Origin of the sequence: Microvirga sp. HBU67558, from assembly GCF_018069605.1 — a bacterium.
Lineage (GTDB): Bacteria > Pseudomonadota > Alphaproteobacteria > Rhizobiales > Beijerinckiaceae > Microvirga > Microvirga terrae.
Genome location: NZ_JAGPUP010000532.1, coordinates 1 through 17863 on the forward strand (window position 1 = coordinate 1; position 17863 = coordinate 17863).

The 17863-nt window shown below is 62.3% G+C and carries 17 protein-coding genes; 2 read left to right on the plus strand and 15 right to left on the minus strand.

What is annotated here, in order from left to right:
* Window positions 1-309: 309 nt before the first annotated feature.
* The 3 genes from KBI52_RS18170 to KBI52_RS18180 are packed head-to-tail and all read right to left on the minus strand — an operon-like array spanning window position 310 to window position 2879.
* Window positions 310-1041 (minus strand): SDR family NAD(P)-dependent oxidoreductase, encoded by a 732-nt coding sequence (locus tag KBI52_RS18170; protein WP_247654482.1) that lies wholly within the window; start codon window positions 1039-1041, stop codon window positions 310-312.
* Window positions 1042-1097: 56 nt separating this feature from the next.
* On the minus strand, window positions 1098-1745 hold the full coding sequence (locus KBI52_RS18175; protein WP_173947311.1) for a response regulator transcription factor: 648 nt from the start codon (window positions 1743-1745) through the stop codon (window positions 1098-1100).
* A gap of 9 nt (window positions 1746-1754) precedes the next feature.
* Window positions 1755-2879: a PAS domain-containing sensor histidine kinase gene (locus KBI52_RS18180; RefSeq protein ID WP_210809539.1), complete on the minus strand. Its 1125-nt coding sequence runs from the start codon at window positions 2877-2879 to the stop codon at window positions 1755-1757.
* Window positions 2880-3200: 321 nt separating this feature from the next.
* Between KBI52_RS18180 and KBI52_RS18185 the strand changes: the two genes are divergently transcribed.
* Both KBI52_RS18185 and KBI52_RS18190 read left to right on the plus strand, forming a co-directional pair.
* Window positions 3201-3680, plus strand: a complete 480-nt coding sequence (locus KBI52_RS18185; protein ID WP_173947313.1) for a fasciclin domain-containing protein — start codon at window positions 3201-3203, stop codon at window positions 3678-3680.
* 184 nt (window positions 3681-3864) lie between these two features.
* On the plus strand, window positions 3865-4578 hold the full coding sequence (locus tag KBI52_RS18190; protein WP_210809562.1) for a calcium-binding protein: 714 nt from the start codon (window positions 3865-3867) through the stop codon (window positions 4576-4578).
* A 154-nt stretch (window positions 4579-4732) separates the two neighbouring features.
* On the opposite strand, the gene KBI52_RS18195 is transcribed toward KBI52_RS18190, so the two are convergent.
* From KBI52_RS18195 to aqpZ, 12 genes are all read right to left on the minus strand, one after another.
* Window positions 4733-6124 carry an adenylate/guanylate cyclase domain-containing protein gene (locus KBI52_RS18195; protein WP_173947315.1) on the minus strand — a complete coding sequence of 464 codons (1392 nt, stop codon included), beginning with the start codon at window positions 6122-6124 and terminating at the stop codon, window positions 4733-4735.
* A gap of 421 nt (window positions 6125-6545) precedes the next feature.
* A complete protein-coding gene (locus KBI52_RS18200; RefSeq protein WP_210809572.1) occupies window positions 6546-6773 on the minus strand; it encodes a hypothetical protein in 228 nt (75 codons plus the stop codon).
* Between the two features lies 1 nt (window position 6774).
* On the minus strand, window positions 6775-7155 hold the full coding sequence (locus KBI52_RS18205) for a DUF1622 domain-containing protein (RefSeq protein WP_210809585.1): 381 nt from the start codon (window positions 7153-7155) through the stop codon (window positions 6775-6777).
* An 18-nt stretch (window positions 7156-7173) separates the two neighbouring features.
* The gene (locus KBI52_RS18210; protein WP_210809596.1) at window positions 7174-8109 is read right to left on the minus strand and encodes an HAD family phosphatase; all 936 of its coding nucleotides are present in this window, start codon (window positions 8107-8109) and stop codon (window positions 7174-7176) included.
* 58 nt (window positions 8110-8167) lie between these two features.
* Window positions 8168-9724, minus strand: a complete 1557-nt coding sequence (locus KBI52_RS18215; RefSeq protein WP_173947319.1) for an arylsulfatase — start codon at window positions 9722-9724, stop codon at window positions 8168-8170.
* 51 nt (window positions 9725-9775) lie between these two features.
* Complete coding sequence (locus KBI52_RS18220; RefSeq protein ID WP_173947350.1) at window positions 9776-10165, minus strand: YidH family protein; 390 nt, start codon at window positions 10163-10165, stop codon at window positions 9776-9778.
* A gap of 139 nt (window positions 10166-10304) precedes the next feature.
* Window positions 10305-12635: an arylsulfatase gene (locus KBI52_RS18225; protein WP_210809607.1), complete on the minus strand. Its 2331-nt coding sequence runs from the start codon at window positions 12633-12635 to the stop codon at window positions 10305-10307.
* Between the two features lie 78 nt (window positions 12636-12713).
* A complete protein-coding gene (locus KBI52_RS18230) occupies window positions 12714-13202 on the minus strand; it encodes a hypothetical protein (RefSeq protein WP_210809665.1) in 489 nt (162 codons plus the stop codon).
* Complete coding sequence (locus KBI52_RS18235) at window positions 13202-14191, minus strand: formylglycine-generating enzyme family protein (RefSeq protein WP_210809675.1); 990 nt, start codon at window positions 14189-14191, stop codon at window positions 13202-13204. Before KBI52_RS18235 ends, KBI52_RS18230 begins: the two co-directional genes overlap by 1 nt.
* Before the next feature lie 58 nt (window positions 14192-14249).
* Complete coding sequence (locus tag KBI52_RS18240) at window positions 14250-15293, minus strand: DUF1254 domain-containing protein (protein ID WP_210809683.1); 1044 nt, start codon at window positions 15291-15293, stop codon at window positions 14250-14252.
* A gap of 17 nt (window positions 15294-15310) precedes the next feature.
* Complete coding sequence (locus KBI52_RS18245; RefSeq protein WP_210809694.1) at window positions 15311-16720, minus strand: DUF1254 domain-containing protein; 1410 nt, start codon at window positions 16718-16720, stop codon at window positions 15311-15313.
* Window positions 16721-16742: 22 nt separating this feature from the next.
* The gene (gene aqpZ, locus KBI52_RS18250) at window positions 16743-17495 is read right to left on the minus strand and encodes an aquaporin Z (protein ID WP_173947324.1); all 753 of its coding nucleotides are present in this window, start codon (window positions 17493-17495) and stop codon (window positions 16743-16745) included.
* Window positions 17496-17863: the final 368 nt, after the last annotated feature.

Consider the following 17863-nt stretch of genomic DNA (forward strand, 5'->3'; position numbering starts at 1 on the left):
CCTCCTCATCGCGGAGGAGCAAAACGCAAGTCGATCCAATCAGTTCAAGCGACAACACGCCCTAGCACTCCCCGGAAGAATGGTTTTGGTCCGAACGTGAGGCACGGAGCGAACCTTTGTTTCATCTGCCGTCCCGTACTCTTCAGCTCCGTGCGGAGGTTCCTTCGTTGGCTCGCGCGGATGAGATCGCCTGTATGCGTTCGGGCGGGACGGATATCTCTCCGAAAGGGCCAAGGAACGGGGATCGGGACACGATTGAGAAGTTGGGCACGCGCCATCGGGAACGATCGTGCAACACACGCTTCCTTCTTAAAAGCGTATCGGTTGTCCATCCCAGGCAAAGAACTGACCAGTGTGCGCGGCCGTCAGGGCATCTGTGACAGCAAGCAGGCGCTTGGCCGAATACAGCGGGGAGAACACCTGGTCGACCGCGAGCCCGGCTTGGAAGGGATGGCTCAGAGCTGTATCGACCGTTCCAGGGTGGAGAGCGACACAGACGGCGTCCCGCGTCTGGCGGCCGAGTTCAATCGCAAAGGTTCGCACCAGCTGGTTCAGGGCCGCCTTCGACGCCCGGTAGCCGTACCAGCCGCCAAGCCGGTTGTCTTCGATGCTGCCGACACGCGCCGAGAGGACAGCAAAGACGCTCTTGCCGACTTTCGGCAGGAGCGGGAGCATATGCTTTCCGATGAGGGCAGGGCCGATCGCATTGATTCGGAAGCTGCGGAGGAGCTGCTCTGGATCGAGGGCCCGATAGGTTTTCTCGGGCTGGAGGGTGGCATCGTGAAGCAGGCCTGTTGCCACCAGGATGAAGCGCAGCGGAGCGCCTTCGACGAGTCGCTCGGCTGCGGCGGCAATGCTCGCCTCGTTGTCGATGTCGATCCGTCCCGCCCGCACTCCAGCCAGGCTTCGGCCAGCGCCCGATCGGGACAGCGCATGAACGGTTTCGAACCCGTCTGACGCAAGAAGATCTGTGACGGCCGATCCGATGCCGCCGGACGCGCCGATCACGAGCGCTCGAGCCGGCCGCTCGAGACTGGGCAAATGCAAGGATCCTGAAGGTGGACGCATGAGAGTCACCAATTTATTGCGCCCGCGATTTAGGCTTGGATGATCTGCATCCTGATCGCGTACCGGACCAGGTCAGGCAGCGAATTGAGTTCCAGCTTCCGCATCGCAGCTGTCCGGTGGGTCTCCACCGTCTTGACGCTGAGATCCAGAAGACGCGCAATCTGCTTGTTGCTCTTGCCTTCAGCTAGAAGCTGGACGATCTCGCGTTCGCGTGAGGTCAGCCGCTCGGTCGTGGGATGAGCCGGTATCGCCGGTCCGCCTTTGAGAAAGCCGTCCAGAACAACCTCCGACACACGCCCGATAAAGAAAGGTTTTTTTTGCGACAGGCTTTCCACAGCCGGGATCAGCTGCCGGACCGCATCGGATTTGAGCAGGTAACCTCGGGCCCCAGCCTCTAGCACCTCGCGGATCAACTCCTCACTCTCGTGCATCGTGAAGATCAAAACCTCGGTGTTCGGCAGGCTCTGGCGAATACGGCGGGTCGCTTCCAGGCCATTGAGCTCTGGCATGGACAGATCGATCACCGCGACATGGGGTCGATGCTGAAAGGCGAGGTCGACCGCCTCTCGGCCATTGGACGCCTCGGCGCAGACCTGCCATGTCATGTGCTGCTCCAGGAGATCCTTGAGCCCGCGCCGGACGATGTCATGGTCGTCAGCAAGAAGAATGCGCAGCATGGCACTTCCTCAGAGCCCATTAGTATGCAGTCTGGGTCGTTCGTTTGGTGGGCAATCATCCGGACTGATTGATTGAATGGGCAGGCTGGCGCTCACCCGGGTCCCCGAGGGGCCTGACTTGATCTCCAACTGACCGCCGAGTTGCTCCAGACGCAAGCGCATTCCCGAGATCCCGATGCCGATCAACCGGGTCTCCTCTCCATTCGCATGCGCGGGAGCTTTGAGCCCGATGCCGGCATCAACAATGTCGAGCCGAACGTTGTCGTCTGTTTGGTAGAGCGCGAGCCGCGCCCTCTTACTGCCGGAGTGCCGGTGGACGTTGGAGAGTGCTTCCTGGGCGACCCGAAACAGGGCGGTGGCGACAGGCTGTGAGGAAGGGGCGGCTCCATCATCGATGCTGATATCGACTTGGACGCCGCTCCGCTCGGAGAACCCTCTCGCGAGCCAGCTCAAGGCAGCCACGAGCCCGATGTCATCGAGGAGCGGAGGGTGGAGCAGGTAGGACAACGTGCGAACCTCCTGAAGACTCTGTTCCGCCAGGTCGAACGTCTCCTCAAGAATGCGATGGACGGGCTCCTCCACGTGGTCGAGTTGTCCACGCAGGCGGGAGGTATTCAATGTGATGGCAAGAAGGTTCTGGGCCGTTGTATCGTGCAGTTCACGCGCGATGGCTCGCCGTTCCTCGTCCTGCAGATGCATGAGGCGACCGCTCAACCGGGCCAGTTCCTGCTGCGTGCGTTTGACCTCGGTGATGTCCTCATGCGCGATCACGATCCGGCGTGTTGGCGCCTGATCCGGTCGCGTCACGCGGACCTGGAACCAACGTGGTCCCTCGGGACTGCGGCAAGGATACTCCATACGGAACTCGGCGCGGACGCCTGCCATGATCTCCCGTAGGGCCTGCGCAGTCCTCGCAGCCTCCTTTGACAGGGGTGCGGCCGTCTCACAGACGGCGAGGTAGTTCATTCCAACCCCATGGTTCTCGTCGGCATAGCCGGAGGCGTGGGCAAAAGTTCGCCAAGCCTGATTGACCGCAATGATGGTGCCCACCTCATCCAGCACGGCGATATGGGCCGACAGGGCATCCAGCGTCGAGCGCAGCAGGGTCTCTGCCTCCACACCGGGCGCGATCAAGGTCGGCAGTCGGCGAGCGCGCCTCGTCCGAGGCTTGGTCCGCCGCGCCGCGCGGGGAGATTGGGGAACTGTCGATGGGATCGGGCTTGGTTTGGGATTATCCATATTGGCCTCAACCTTGGCTGCAGGTCGACGAAGAGGAACGATCTTCAATGCTTGCGGTCTTTTCCCGGCAGTACAAGGGAAAGCGCTCCGCCTACGGAGATTTTCCGGGTCTCCTCAGGAAACTCCCGATGAACAATGGGCACGCTCCCCCTCATACCAATCCTAGCTGGTGCTGGTGAACGCCAAGGGCACAGCCACTAGGACAGGGAGAAAGCAATGACTGCAACATATCGAGCCTATGCCGTAATTGCCATGCTTGCGACGGCGTCTCCGGCTGCTGCGGCGGATATCGTCGAAACTGCGGTGACCAACGGCAACTTCAAGACCCTCACGGCCGCGCTGCAAGCCGCTGGCCTCGTCGATACGCTCAAGGGGCAGGGGCCGTACACCGTGTTTGCCCCCACGGACGAGGCCTTCAAGAAGCTCCCAGCCGGAACGGTTGAGAACCTCCTGAAGCCCGAGAACAAGGCTCAGCTGCAGAAGGTACTGACCTATCACGTCGTGGCTGGGAACGTGAAATCCGGTGATCTCAAGGGCAAGACGACCAGTGCCCAGACCGTGGAGGGTACAGCCGTGCGGATCGATGCCAGCGGCAATGCCGTCAAGGTCAATGAGGCGGTTGTGACTCAGGCTGACGTGAACGCGTCGAACGGCGTCATTCATGTGATTGACAGCGTAATCATGCCGAGGTCGTAAGACCTGCCGAACGCTCGGATGGTGGAGCACCACCATCCGCCTTCTCGCGGCACAGGATCACCTAGTCGTGATCGAGTGGCGCAACGACCGCGTGCGCCACTCGTGCGGTAGAACGCGCAGTACAGCGACCCTCTAGGGTCGCTTGCCTTTGGCAACTGCATCCCTTTGCTCGAGGATTTCAGCGATGTTTTACCATTACGACCTTGGGCTGGACCCTTGGGCTTTCGGGTCCTTCGGGAATGACAGAGTAACCATCGACGAGGACGGCAGCGTCGTATTCACAGGCTTTGGTCGTGACACCGTTCGGGTGCGCGCCGACGAGGTCACGGTCGATCTCGGCTTCGGCAGAGACGTCGTCCGGACCTATGGCGACGACATTGTCGTGAATGGCCGCTTCGGCCGTGACCGCCTTTTGGGCGGAGATGGGGCCGACTCCCTGTGGGGGAACTTCCGCGAGGATGTGATCCGCACCGGCAAGGGTGCGGACTACGCGCTCGGCAATCAGGGCAATGACCTGACCGATACCGGGGAGAGGCTCGGCATCCACTTCGGTGGCGCCGGGAACGACACCTTCTTCATTGGCCAGGAGATCGTCGGAAATGGTGCGCGGGATACCGTGATCGCGCTCGACTTCGGGAAGGGTCGCGACAGGCTAGACATTGCACCGGAAATCCTCACCAATGTTGCACGGGTCGAGGAGGGCAAGGTCGACCTTGTGCCTGTGCTCGCCGCCTTCGAGGCAGAAGGGCTCGGTGTTCCCGAGGTCGGGCAGCGTCTATCCCAGACTTTCCTGGGCGATCTTGCGTTCCGCGAGGTCGCGCGGTTCCTCGAGCAGTTTCCGCCGAACGAGCAGGGACTTACGGCGCTCGACCCGTTCGTTCTGTTTGCAGACTACTAACTCTGACTTTAAGCCCAGAATGGGGCGGCTCGGCAGCGGCGCGATGTGTCACCTGCCCCGCGGCTGACCCGACGGGTGATCGGCATCGACCGATTGCTCAACCGATTTCAGCACGGTGGGTGTATCAAACTCGCCAGGATGTAAGCCTTATCTGTCACGTGGCGATGTGAACGAGGATGCCTTGCTGCCTGCCGCGCAAGTGAACTTGGCGGGAGGATTGGAATCTCTTCAGCCATCCCAGATCTGCTGCGGCGCGTATGCAATCCTCCGACGCGATGATCGAGCCGCCAATGTCGCGCGTCACCTCCTCGAGCCTGCTGGCTACGTTCACGACGTCTCCCACGACGGTAAACTCGATGCGTTCCCTGCCGCCGAGATTGCCTACCGTCACCGGACCGCAATGGACTCCGACCGAGACACGCAGCGGATCCGCGCCGCGCCCGGACCTTTTTCGGCTCCAGCGCTCGATCTCCTGCTGGAGTTCGAAGGCGCACGCGAGCGCGCGGGCTGGCGCGTCCGGTTGCAGGCCGATGGAGCCGAAGGTCGCCATGAAGCCGTCGCCGAGGTACTTGTCGAGCGTCCCGCCATGCTTGAACACGATGGCGCTACTCCGCTCCTGGAAACTGCGCAGCAGGGCAAACGTACGCTCGGGCGAGAGGGTCTCAGTAAGCCTGGTGAAGCCGACGATGTCTGCAAACAGGACGGCCACCGTCCTTGTCGCCGGCTCTCCGAACGCGGTCCCGCCACGGCTGGCGAGAGCTTCGGCCACGTCCGGAGAGACGTAGCGAGCGAGATCCGCGCGCACGACCTCGGCCTCGACCTGGTTCAACAGTGTCCTTCGGCTGCGCCAGACGGCAAGGGTGATGAGCAGGGTGAACAGGGAGGTCGCAACAAGCTGGGTGTACCAGGCCGTCAGACCGACAAAGGTCGGCCTGAAGGAGAGATCCAGGACCGCGACTGACGTGAGCGCGCCCTCCGTAGCCGCATCGTTGAACCGTAGAGTGTCCGGCAGGGAGTAGATCATGAAGACGCCAATCGACCAGATGACGAGGATCGATACACCCGTCCAGAGCACCCTTCTCGGGGAGTAGGTGAGAGCAGCCTCGCCGAGGAGAAGGAGAACGTAGAGGAATTCCTGCCCACGGAGGCGGGTCTGGATCGGCCACTCGCCGCCGAGACTGGCCGGCGGCGGGACAACGATCGCGGCGGTCACCAAGGCCACATCGAGGATGATAAAGCCGAGCTTGAGTGCCTCGCCATGACGATGGTGCCGCAGGCGGTACGGAACGTAGCCCAGGAAGAAGAACCCGAAGGCGTAGGCTCCGTAGTAGAGATCGCGTGGCCACGGTACGAGCCAGATCAGCCAGACCGAAACAACGATGATCGCGGTCAGGCGAGCGTAGAAGGCGAACTGGAGGCCTTCGAGCTCTGCCTGACGGATGCTCGCCTGAAGACGAACTTGTGAGTTCCTGAGGGACCAAAGCGATTGAAGCCCCTCCAAGGTCCTGGACGCAAAGCCGATACTCCGGGCTGCCAAATCAGACATATGCTCGCTCTGAGGATCCAGGAAGCTCTGGATCTAAACCTTGTAGCATTCCGACAAGGGCTTTGCACGGTGCGAGCGGAAACGGCAATGGGAAGGCTCGAGGCCAGAATCTGGAATCCTCATCGAACCGGATATTCTAAAGACGCGGGGAGCTCAGTTCTTATGGAATGCGCTCGATTCGCAACGGAAACTTGCCTGGCACCGATGCCGCCGCCTGACACGATGAAGGTCTTGAAACCATTCGACCGCAGGTGTCTGAGAAGCGCGATCTGAGGCAGCTAGGCGAGGTCGGTAGAGAGGCGATCCTTCGTCGAGTGGCGTGCCGTCGCAAGCCAGTCCCTGACAGCCTTGTCGAATTCGACCGTGATGATTCCCGAGTGGGTCACGGTCATGATCTCCAGCAGATCTTTCTCGCCCGCGGTCAGGAGAGCCCGCAGGTCCCCGGCGATGATGCTTCGACCGGCACGAAGTCGGACCCGCGCCCCTGGGTCGCCCGCTCTACGAAGTCGATGATGGCCTGTTTGGCGGCCCCGCCGTTCCAGGATGGAAGCGGGTCGGGCACGGGAACTTGCGACTGGGGCTTCATCAGCGGCAGCCAGAAGGCAATCAGGCCCATTGCGAACAGGGAGAGAACTTGCCGACGATTCATCCTAGGCTCCTCCCGATTCCTTCGCCCGCTCTGCGGTCCGTTCGTGTTGGAGTTCACGGATCTCGGTCAGGTCACGTTCCAGGAAGTAGTTGAGAAAGGTGCGGATCACCGCGATGGCGCCGAGACGGCCAACCGCTTCCCAGTCGTTTGTGATCGATGTCTCGATGATGTCCGCCCCGAGCTGAAAGGTCAGCCCGGCGACCAGCACGCGGGCGTAGCGCAGCCAGATCTCCCGCCTCTGGATGTTCGTGACGCTTCCCGCAAACATCATGCGCAGACCGGAGACAAAGGCTTCGATGGTGCCGAACAAGACGATAACGAGGGCCATCGCATCGATCACCGCGACTGCGTATTCCGTGATGGCGATCAGCCATTCCCTCATCGTCACCTCCGTCTGTGATTAAGAAGGGGGTGGCCCATCCGGAAAGACGGTCTTCCAGGATCGCTTCATCCCAACCACGGTAATTCCGTACTCCGCGGCCTTATCCAGCGCTTCGACCAGAGGGCTCAGCCTGAACTCGCGGTCGTAGGCGAACTCCCGCTCTTCATCGTCATGGTGCAGCAGCAGGGCGAGACGCTGTCCATTGCCGGCGAGCGTGTAGCGCAGCATCGCGAGATCCCCATCGGAATTGCCGAAGGCCAGGATCGGGCGCCGGCCGATGTGCGGGGCGATGTTGGCCGGCTTCACCTCGCGGTCGTCGAAACTGTTGAGTTCCGACAGTCGCACCAGGTCGGCGCGCCCTCCGCTGCCTTCGAAGCGGAGCCGAACACTCGACCCGATGACCTGCTCGGGCGGGACACCATAATTATCCTCGGCGAAGGCCCGGATTAACTCGATGCCACCGCCCGAGACGATGAAAATCTTGAAGCCGTTTGCCCGCAGATAGGACAGGAGCTCGATCTGAGGTCGGTAGACGCATTGGGTGAAAGGAACCCCGAGTTTCGGATGCCGGGCCGTCATCAACCAGTTTCGAGCGATGGTCGCGAACGCGTCGGCCGTCATCCCGGAATGAGTCGCGAAGGCCACCTCGAACGCAGCCTGCTTGCCAAGGGAATGAATGGCGGCAATGTCCCGCTCAAGGAAGGCCTTGTAGGGCTGCCGCTCGCGCAGGGTTGGATCCTTCCTCGCAAGCTCTTCCAGCCGGTCGAAGGCGAAAAAGAACTGGCTCTGAAGCGGCTGCTCGCACCAGAGAGTTCCGTCATTGTCGAAGGTCGCTATACGTTCAGAGGGCGGCACATAATCCGGTCCACCCTCCACTGTCACGCGTGCGACAAAGTCGAGAATGGCGGACCTCGCTGGGCCTTCGTTCCAGGATGGAAGCGGTTGATCCGCCATGCTCAGACCTCGCTGATGCTGTGGCCGGGCGGCGGTCCTGCCGCTCGGCCAGGTTCATTCAGTCGCCGCTCGCAGACTCCGACATCTTCGCCAAGGCATCATCGATGGTGAAAGTGTTCGGCTTCTGAACCGCCGGAAACTCCTTGAAGGTCTCGGCGAACTTCGCCGCAGCCGCCTGGGCTGCATAAACGAAGTAGGCGTTGTGCAGCATCCAGTCGTAGTAGGTGTTCGAGGTGACCGGAGCGAACTCGTAGGGATCGGTGCGGAGATTGAAGATCTTGGGCAGCCGCAGCCGGACAAACGGCTCTGCCCACACACCCAATGTTCCCTGCATGCGCTGTTCCATGAAAACGAGCTTCCAGTTGTCATAGCGCAGAGCGAGCATGTCGCCGTCATCGCTGAAGTAGAAGTAGAAGTTGCGCGGGCTCTCCTTTGCCTCTCCCGTGAGGAACGGCAGCAGATTGAAGCCGTCGATATGGTTCCTGTAGGTCCGCCCTATGGCCTCGTATCCGGCCTTAAGCTTGTCGACCACGTCGGATGCACCGGCCATGGCCAGGAACGTCGGCAACCAGTCGTGATGCTGCACGATGCCGTTGCTGATCGAACCCGGCTCGACACGTCCCGGCCAGCGCACGAGCATCGGCACGCGGAATGCACCTTCCCAGTTGGTGTTCTTTTCGCTGCGAAACGGCGTCGTGCCGCCGTCCGGCCATGTGTTCCGGTGCGGGCCGTTGTCTGTCGAGTACTGCACGAAGGTGTCGTCGGCGATCCCGAGCTCGTCGAGGTAGTCAAGGACCTCACCCACGAGCTTGTCATGGTCGACCATTGTGTCGTGATAGTCCGACTGCCAGCGCCCGGCCTGGCCCTTGCTCTCTGGCTTGGGATGGGTGAACAGGTGCATGTGCGTGGTGTTGAGCCAGACGAACCAAGGCTTTCCTGCATCGCTCTGGCGTTTCATGAAGTCCTTGGCTGCGGCCACGAACTCATCGTCGCAGGTCTCCATGCGCTTCTTCGTCAGGGGACCGGTGTCCTCGATCCTCTGCTTGCCGACCTTGCCCCAGCGTGGCATCTCGGTTGCATCGTCCTCGTTCGTTGCCCAGGAATGGATGACGCCGCGCGGGCCGAAGTTCTTGCGGAAGTTCGGAAAGTCATTCTCCGATGGGTAGTCCTCCATCTCCGGCTCCTCCTCGGCATTGAGGTGGTAGAGATTGCCGAAGAATTCGTCGAAGCCGTGGTTGGTCGGCAGCATGTGGTTGAGGTCGCCGAGGTGGTTCTTGCCGAACTGGCCCGTGGCGTAGCCCTGTTCCTTGAGCAGGGCCGCAATGGTAACGATCTTCTCGTTCATGCCGATGGGCGCGGCCGGGATACCGACCTTGGACAGGCCGGTACGGTAGACGCTCTGTCCGGTGATGAAAGCTGACCGGCCGGCCGTGCATGACTGTTCCCCGTAAGAGTCGGTGAACATCATCCCTTCCTTGGCAAGACGGTCGATATTGGGCGTCCTGTATCCCATCAGCCCATGCGAGTAGCAACTCAGGTTCGAGATGCCGATGTCGTCCCCCCAAATGACGAGGATGTTCGGCTTGCCGTTCTGCTTCTTCGGTTGCTGCGCCATGTCTGGCTCCCTGAATGTGAAGGTGATTGGATCAGTCGGGCTGGCACCTCCTCAACCGAATGGCCCGACCTGGAAAAGCATGCTGATGACGGCGGCCACGCCTATGATGAGCAGAACGATGGCAGTGATTAGCGTCAGAGAAACAGGAAAGTGGCTCTCGCCGTGAATAAGGCCATACTCGGTCATCACCTTGCGTTCTTGGCGGAGACCGACCATGAACTGCACATGATAGACGATGCCAGTGACGAGCATCGCAATGCCGAGAAGCACGAGTGCAACCCCGAAGTTGCGAGGAGCGGCGGCATGCGCAATCGTTCCCGCCTCTCGAAGTTTCTCGAAGACCTGATAGATCGTGAAGCCGAAGCTGATCAGCGACAGCGAGGTGCGGATCACGGACATGAGGGTTCGATCGGCGCTCATGCGCGTGCGTTGAAATGACATGCCGGTCCGTCGCGAGGACAGCTCGACGGAGATCTTGTCGGGGTCGGACTTTGCTGTGACGGACTTCATCTCGTCTGGTCTCCCGATGGCACCGGGCGGTGCTGGCTGAGGCACCGCCCGGCAGTTGAGTCGAGTGCATTCAGTCGACGGCAAGGGCCGCGGCGGCCAGCTTCTCAAGATCGAGGTATTGTGCCGCCTCGACCGTGACGGCGACGAAGAGGATCGTCCCGCCCGTGAAGGCTCCCGGCGCCGTGTACGCTTCGCTGACGGCGTCGCCGCTGTCGCGCCCGATGCACAGGCCGTCGCCGCTCAGCGTGAACTTGCCGAGCTGCGTGCGCATCCCGCCCTGTGCGACGATGTTCTCGTTCACGTAAAGGGTCGCCTTGCCGAGCGACTCACCGTGCGGGCCGGCTTTCTCCCGGATGAACTCCATGCCCAGCGTGTACTTCCCGGGCTTGAGCTCGCCCGAGACGAGCTTTTGCTCCGGCTTGATGCCGAGGAAGTTGTAGACGTAGTGCAGCTTGCGGTCCTTGATGAAGAGCGCATGGCCGCCGAACCGTGACCCGTGGGCGAAGATCACGCCTGAGCAGTCGGGGTCGGTGATCTCGACATCGGCCAGGATCTTGTAAGAGCGCCCGCGCACGTTGACCGCGACGCCCTCGGGCACAGGTGACGTGCCGGGATAGTAGATGTACCGCTCGCGCGGCGCCTCCTCGGCAGGTCGCTCCACGCCCAGGATCTCCGCCGGACTCCTGTCTTCCAGCGGCAGGACGAAGTTCTTGTCGGCTTCGTTGTGCCAGACCTTAATCAGCGCCTGGAGCCTGTCCGGATGCTGCTGGGCAAGGTCCGTCGACTCGGAGCGGTCAACGTCGACGTTGTAGAGCTGCCACTGATCCTGCTTGTACCGCCCCTTGCCGGCGAACGGAGCATGCAGCGAAGATGCCTTCCAGCCATCCTCCCAGATGCCTCGCGTGCCGAACATGGCGTAGTATTGCCGCTCCTTCCTCGTCTTGCCGTCCGGTTCGGCGTCGAACGTATATCGCATTGAGACGCCGGACAGGGGGTACTGCTCGACGCCCCGGTAGACCTTGGGCATCTCCAGCCCGCAGACGTCGAGGATTGTCGGTACGATGTCGGTCGAGTGGTGATACTGGTTGCGTACCTCGCCCCGGGCCTTGATTCCCTTCGGCCAGGAGATCACCAGCGGGCAGCAGGTGCCGCCGGAATATTCCGAATAGCGCTTGAACATTTGGAACGGAGTCGAGAATGCCACCGCCCAGCCGGTCGGGAAGTGACCGTAGGTTTCCGGGCTGCCGAGGACGTCGAGATACTTCATGTTCTCAGCGAGCTCGTCCGGATAGTTGTTGAAGAACTTGTTCTCGTTCACCGAGCCGTTCGGGCTGCCCTCTCCCGAGGTGCCGTTGTCAGCGCAGTAGAGCACCAGCGTATTGTCGAGTTGGCCGCTCTGTTCAAGGTAGTCGATGATGCGGCCGACCTGAGCGTCGGTGTACTCGGAGAAGCCGGCGAAAACCTCGGCCATGCGGGAGAACAGCCGCTTCTCGTCCGCGTTCAGCGTGTCCCAGGGACGGACTCCATCGGCCGGGTCAGCCACGCCCTCCGGCAGCGGGTTGATCGGGGTGAGCTTGGTGTCCTTCGGCAGCAGGCCCTTTTCGATCATGCGGGGCAGCACCCATTCGCGGTACGCTTCGTATCCTGAATCGAACTTGCCCTTATACTTCTCGATGTATTCCTTGGGCGCATGATGCGGGGCATGGTTCGCGCCCGGGCAGAACCACATGTACCAGGGCTTCGAGGGGCTGCTGGCCTTCTGGTCGCGGATCATCTGGAGGGCCTGATCGGCCAGGTCCTTCGACAGGTGGTAGCCTTCTTCAGGCATATAGGGCTGGTCGATGAACCTGTTGTCCTCGGCGAGATCGGGGAACCATTGGTTGGTCTCGCCGCCGAGGAAGCCGTAGTAGCGGTCGAAACCCTTGCTCAGCGGCCATTGCGAGCGGCTGGCTCCCGAGGCGACGTCCTGCTCGGGAACGTTGTGGTTCTTGCCGAGCCAGAAGGTGCTCCAGCCGGCGTCCTGAAGCACCTGCCCGATGGTGGCGCATTCGTCAGGGATGCGGCCGCTCCAACCGGGGAAGCCCTGCGCTGCTTCGGTGATGCAGGAGCAGCCATTGAGATGGTGATTGCGGCCGGTCAGGAAGGTCGAGCGGGTTGGCGAGCACAGCGCCGTCGTATGCCACTGCGAGTACATCAGTCCTCGGTCGGCGAGTCTCTGCAATGTCGGCATGTTGATGCCGCCGCCGAACGGCGACCATGCCGCAAGGCCGGTGTCGTCGTACAAGACGACGAGTACGTTCGGTGATCCCGCCGGTGCCTTGTTTGGCGTAAACGGCTCCCAGTCCGGCGTGGAGTCGCGGACATCGAGCTTCATAACGCCTTTAAACGGCTTCTTGGTCATGATCGTCTCCCTGATTGCATCCGGTTGTCATACGCATCTACGCCTCCGTCCGGGCAGCAGCTCTGAGGGAAGCCCAGGTCACATCGAACGGGACCACCACCGCACGAGGCGGGCGAATGGCCCGCGCAGCAGCACATAGGGAAGAAAGGCGAGCAGGATCGCGATGAGAACCATCTCGCCCGGATAGAATGTTTTCAGTACGGTCGCTTGATAGACGGCGTCCATCGCCAGCCCGAGCAGGATGATCCGCGCAGTGGCGATCAATCCTTCGCCAAGGCGGCCCGAGCTTTCGGTCGGACTCGTCAGCAGCGACCAAAGATAGGGCGAGCGGCCGAGCCGTGCGTCCTTCGCCCCATCGTGGAACGCCGCGATCGCCGCCATGCAAGGCTGGAGGATGAAGCGGAAGGTCATGGGTCCGCCGGGGCGGGAGGCGATGTCGCGCCAGACGCGATCGCTGACATCTGCCGAGAGGCCGTACAGGAAAAGGCCCAGCACCACCAGGATGGAAGCCAGGATGACAACGAGCCGCGCCAGCATCAGCTGCCTTCGTGTGACGGTCTCGGCCATCACGTCGCCCCCTTGTCTCGCGCCACGCACCGGAAACCGATATGGCTGGACGAGGTGTCGACGGGCTGCGCATGCCGTGCTGCCGGGCGGTAGCGGCGGCAGTAATTGGGCGCGCAGAGGTGGGATCCGCCTTTCAGCACCTTGCGCGGAATGCGGATCTCGGGCTGGCAGGGGTCGTAGCTTTCGTCCTCACGGCCGCCGCGCGGGTTTTCGGGGATGCAGCAGGCCTTCGGTGCATCATTGGGGTGCTTGGGCGTGTACCAGTCTCTCGTCCACTCCCAGACATTTCCGACCATGTCGTAGAGTCCATAGCCGTTCGGCGGGAAGGCCGTGACGGGCGAAGTCCGCTCGTAGCCGTCGCTTGCCAGGTTCTGCGCCGGGAAGGCGCCCTGCCATGTATTGGCCATATGCCGGCCGGCCGGTGTGAACTCGTCGCCCCAAGCGAACTCGGCTCCGTCGAGACCACCGCGCGCGGCGAATTCCCATTCGGCCTCCGTCGGCAGGTCCTTGCCGGCCCAGCGCGCATAGGCCGTAGCGTCCTCATAGGCCACATGCACGACGGGGTGGTCGTCGAGACCGGCGATGGATGACCCAGGACCAGCCGGATGGCGCCAGTTGGCCCCGAAGCGGAACTTCCACCACTGGCTCCAGTCCCGCAGGTCGACAGGCCCCTTTGGTGACTTGAACACCAGCGACCCGGCCTTGAGCATGTGGGGGAGGGCGCCTGGATAGTCCTGCGGATTGGGCTTGCGCTCGGCCATGGTCACATGGCCGGTGGCGCGGATGAATTCCCGGAACTGCCGGTTGGTGACCGGCGTCCGGTCGATCCAGAAGCCGTCGACGGTGACCCGGTGAGCCGGAGCCTCCTCGGGATAGTGCCGGTCCGATCCCATCCGGAACGTGCCGCCGGCGATCCAGGTCATGTCCTGATTGGCGGGATCCTGCAGAGAGCGGACCGCAGGAGCAGGATCGAAAGCCGTAGAGGTCATTGTTCGAACTCCTCTCCCAAATGCTTCGTTGTCCTTCGATATCCCTATTCGGGATGCCTCAAGGGAGCGGCAGGGCTTCCGGAAACGTCCATGAGCCGTCAAGCACCGCGGGGCGCGGGCGGTAGAGGCGGACCGTGTAGTTCCAGCCCTTCACGATCGGCAGACAGTTCGGGATCTGGCCGTCGCAACCCCCGAACTGGACGGCGATTGCGCCATCGCCATCCTTCTTTGCGGTCAGGTCGTTGATCGAGTAGGCCTTCTGCGGATTGAGCTGGAAGTACCCGTCCGCGTTGTAGACGCTGATCGACCAGAAGGCGTCGACTGGAACATCCTTCACGTTCAGCTTGTAGACTGTCGTGCCGTCGTTCCTGGCGGGCGTGACGTTGAGATAGGTCGCGTCCTTGTCGGGATTTCCGCCCCACGCTGCCGCCGTGCCGATCAGGTGCCGGACCGGGTCCACCTGATCCTTGCTGCCGAACGCCCGCTTGAAGTCGGGAAGGGTTGAGGCGAGCACCAGCAGAGCGTCGCGCACCTTCTTCTGACTTGCCGGATCCCAAGCCGGCACCTCGAAACGGCCGGAACCTGCCTGACTGAGCCTCGCTGCATCCTGCAGCGCATGGACCTGCTCGATGTCCTTTGGATCTTCAGGATCCACGAGCGTGCGCAAGGCGATCATCAGATACCGCGTGCCGGCCCGTTCCCTGTCGAAGCTGTAGCTGCCGGGGCGATACACGACGTCGCCGACCACGTAGTGATCCTGGTTGAAGACCTGCATAGATATGAAGCGTCGGCCTGCATCCGGCAGCGTGATCGTCACGGGCCCGGCGTCGAGATCGATCAGCGCCGCGGAGTAGAGCGTGTCGCGGTTTGCCCGCACGACCGTCTGTTGATCGATCCGCATCGGCTCGCGATAATGGTAGAACTTGCCTGTGCCGCCGGCCTGCTTGACCGGGGTGGCGAAGTAGAGGTCGGTCTCCGCACGGGTGAAATTGTCGACCGTGACGGGGATCGTCCCGTTGGCCGGTGCCTCTGCGAGCGCGGGCGACGTTCCGATCGCGAGAGCGAAGCCGAGGATACCGAAAGCGTGGTCGCATCTGGACATGGCATTGCTCCTGCCGCTCATTGGATCGCGACCTTCTCGACGTCCGGCAGCTTCCAGGCCTTGTCGAAGAACTCCTTCTTCGGCGCGTAGGCGCGGAACATCAGCTCGAAGTCGCGGTTCGGATCTGTCGGCACCCAGTTCGTCTCTTTGCCGGCCGGCGCCCTCGGCCCGAAATACACGTCGACCGAGCCGTCGGTATTCTTCCGTACCTCGGCGGCGTTCGATGCCCGACTGCCGCGGTCCATGTTCCTCACCAGCCCGTGGGTCTGCCTGTCGTAGACGGTCACGGACCAGTACTGGTCGACTGGTGCGTTCGGAGGCACGGTCAGCTTGTATGTCTGCGCGCCGTCGAAGGGCTCCCCATTCTTGTCCTTGATCGTGAGAAGGTAGAACTGGCCGGTGCCAAGGCGTTTGATGCCGACATAGCCCAACGTGTAGATCATGCCTCGCGCATCGGTCGGATAGGCGTCCGACTCGGCAAAGTTCGCTGACAGGGCCCTGGCGAGCTCCGGAATGGCGGCAGGACGCCAATAGGTCTGCTCATAGAACGATGGCCATCCCGCCTCATACTTCGCCTCAAGATAAGCCTTCGCCTCCACGGCGGCGGCGTCGAGCATGATGCGCATCTCCGGGCTGGGCTTGAAGGGCTTGCCCTTCTCGATGCCGAGCGCGCGGAGCTGATCGATCATTGCCTTGTCACGGGCGATCCACGGCTCGCTCTGCACCACACGGTTGAGGTGATCGAAGAAGGTGGAGTCGAAGCGAATCGTGGAGTCGAACAGGATATCCTTTGCGTCGGTGAAGACGGTAGGCGGCGGATTGGCCGCTTGCGAAAGCGGATAAACCTTGATCCTCCTGCCGTACTCGATGGAGTTGGCCACATCGGCAATGCTCTGGCTTGGAAGATTCACCCGCAGCAGCCCGTAGCCTGAATACGTGTCCGAGCGCAGCGCCACGAACCCTTCAGGTGTGGGGCCCGAATAGCCCGGCGGCAGGACCGCGAACTTGGCGCCTGCACCCTTGTCGACCCCCAGCAGCCCCGCATCTTCGAGCGGGATCTGCCAGGCCGTGACGATGTTCCCGTTGAGCGACCCGCCGTTTGCCGGCGGCACGTCGATGACAATGGGCCCTTCGCGCGTATCGAAAAATGCCATGAAGTAGAGGGTGTCGGGATTGGGCGTGAGCGTCTGGTTGCGCCAATCGGGCGGACGGCCCCAATACACCACTTGGTTCACCTTGCCCGACGTTTTGGTCAGCATCTCCTGTAGCATCAGGTCGTAGTTGACCGCCGGCATTCCCCAGATTGCCGCCTCGACAGCGCGGCGTTCGAACGCGCGCTGCTCGAGCTCCTGCGGGGAGAAACCCTGGGCAGATGCGGGCGCCGCAAGAGCCAGGAATGTAAGTGTCGCAAGAAGTGCTCTTTTCATCGCGATTTTCATCTTGCCTCTGCTACTCCGCCGGTTCGGCGGGAGTGATGCCGGTGACCTGGGCGGACGGCTCCTCGCTGAGCCAGCGGTAGAGGATCCCGCCGAGCGCTCCGCCGATCAGCGGCGCAACCCAGAACATCCAGAGCTGCGCCAGGGCCCAGCCGCCGACGAACAGAGCCGGGCCGGTGCTGCGGGCCGGGTTGACTGAGGTGTTGGTGATCGGGATGCCTACGAGGTGGATCAGGGTGAGGCCCAGGCCGATGGCGATGGGCGCGAAGCCGACGGGTGCCTTGCCATGGGTGGCGCCCATGATGATGAACAGGAACATCATCGTCAGCACCACCTCGGCGATGAGGCCGGAGAGCAGGCTGTATTGGCCGGGCGAATGGGCACCGTAGCCGTTGGCGGCAAAGCCCTTGGCGAGGTCGAAGGTGGGGGAACCGGTGGCGATGGCGTAGAGCGTTGCCGCGGCGACTACTGCGCCGATCACCTGCGAGACGACGTAGGGCAGGATGTCCTGCCTCGGGAAGCGCCCGCCTGCCGCCAGGCCGATGGTCACCGCCGGGTTGAGGTGGCAGCCGGAGATATGGCCGATGGCGTAAGCCATGGTCAGCACCGACAGACCAAAGGCCAAGGAGACGCCGAGCAGTCCGATGCCCACGTCGGGGAAGCCGGCCGCAATGACGGCACTGCCGCAGCCCGCGAAGGTGAGCCAGAAGGTGCCGATGCCCTCGGCGACGCAGCGGTGGATGTTCTGAGTGTTGTGTAGATCCATCGGATCCTCCTCATTGGGGGCCGAAGCCCCGGATGTTCCGGGGCGCATCGCAGGCTCGTGTCGTACCAGAACCAGCCAGGAGCAGTGGATGGCAGGTTCTCCCTCAGGCGCGAACTTTGACTTGTGCCGGCCCCGTAATTCGAGCTGGCTGCTTCGAGGAGAGCTTAGCTCCGCGGCGGGAAACCGAAATCAGGTGAACACCTGAGATTCCATCGGGAAAAGGATGAGACAACGGCCGATGTTGGTCATGTGCGGAGACGGGAGAAGCGCTACAATCGAGCGGCCAGGCGAGGGGCGCGGCTGGCGGATCTCCGACGGAGGAAAGTTCCTTTTCTCGCTCAACGACCTCTCGCGGAGGATGGCGGACC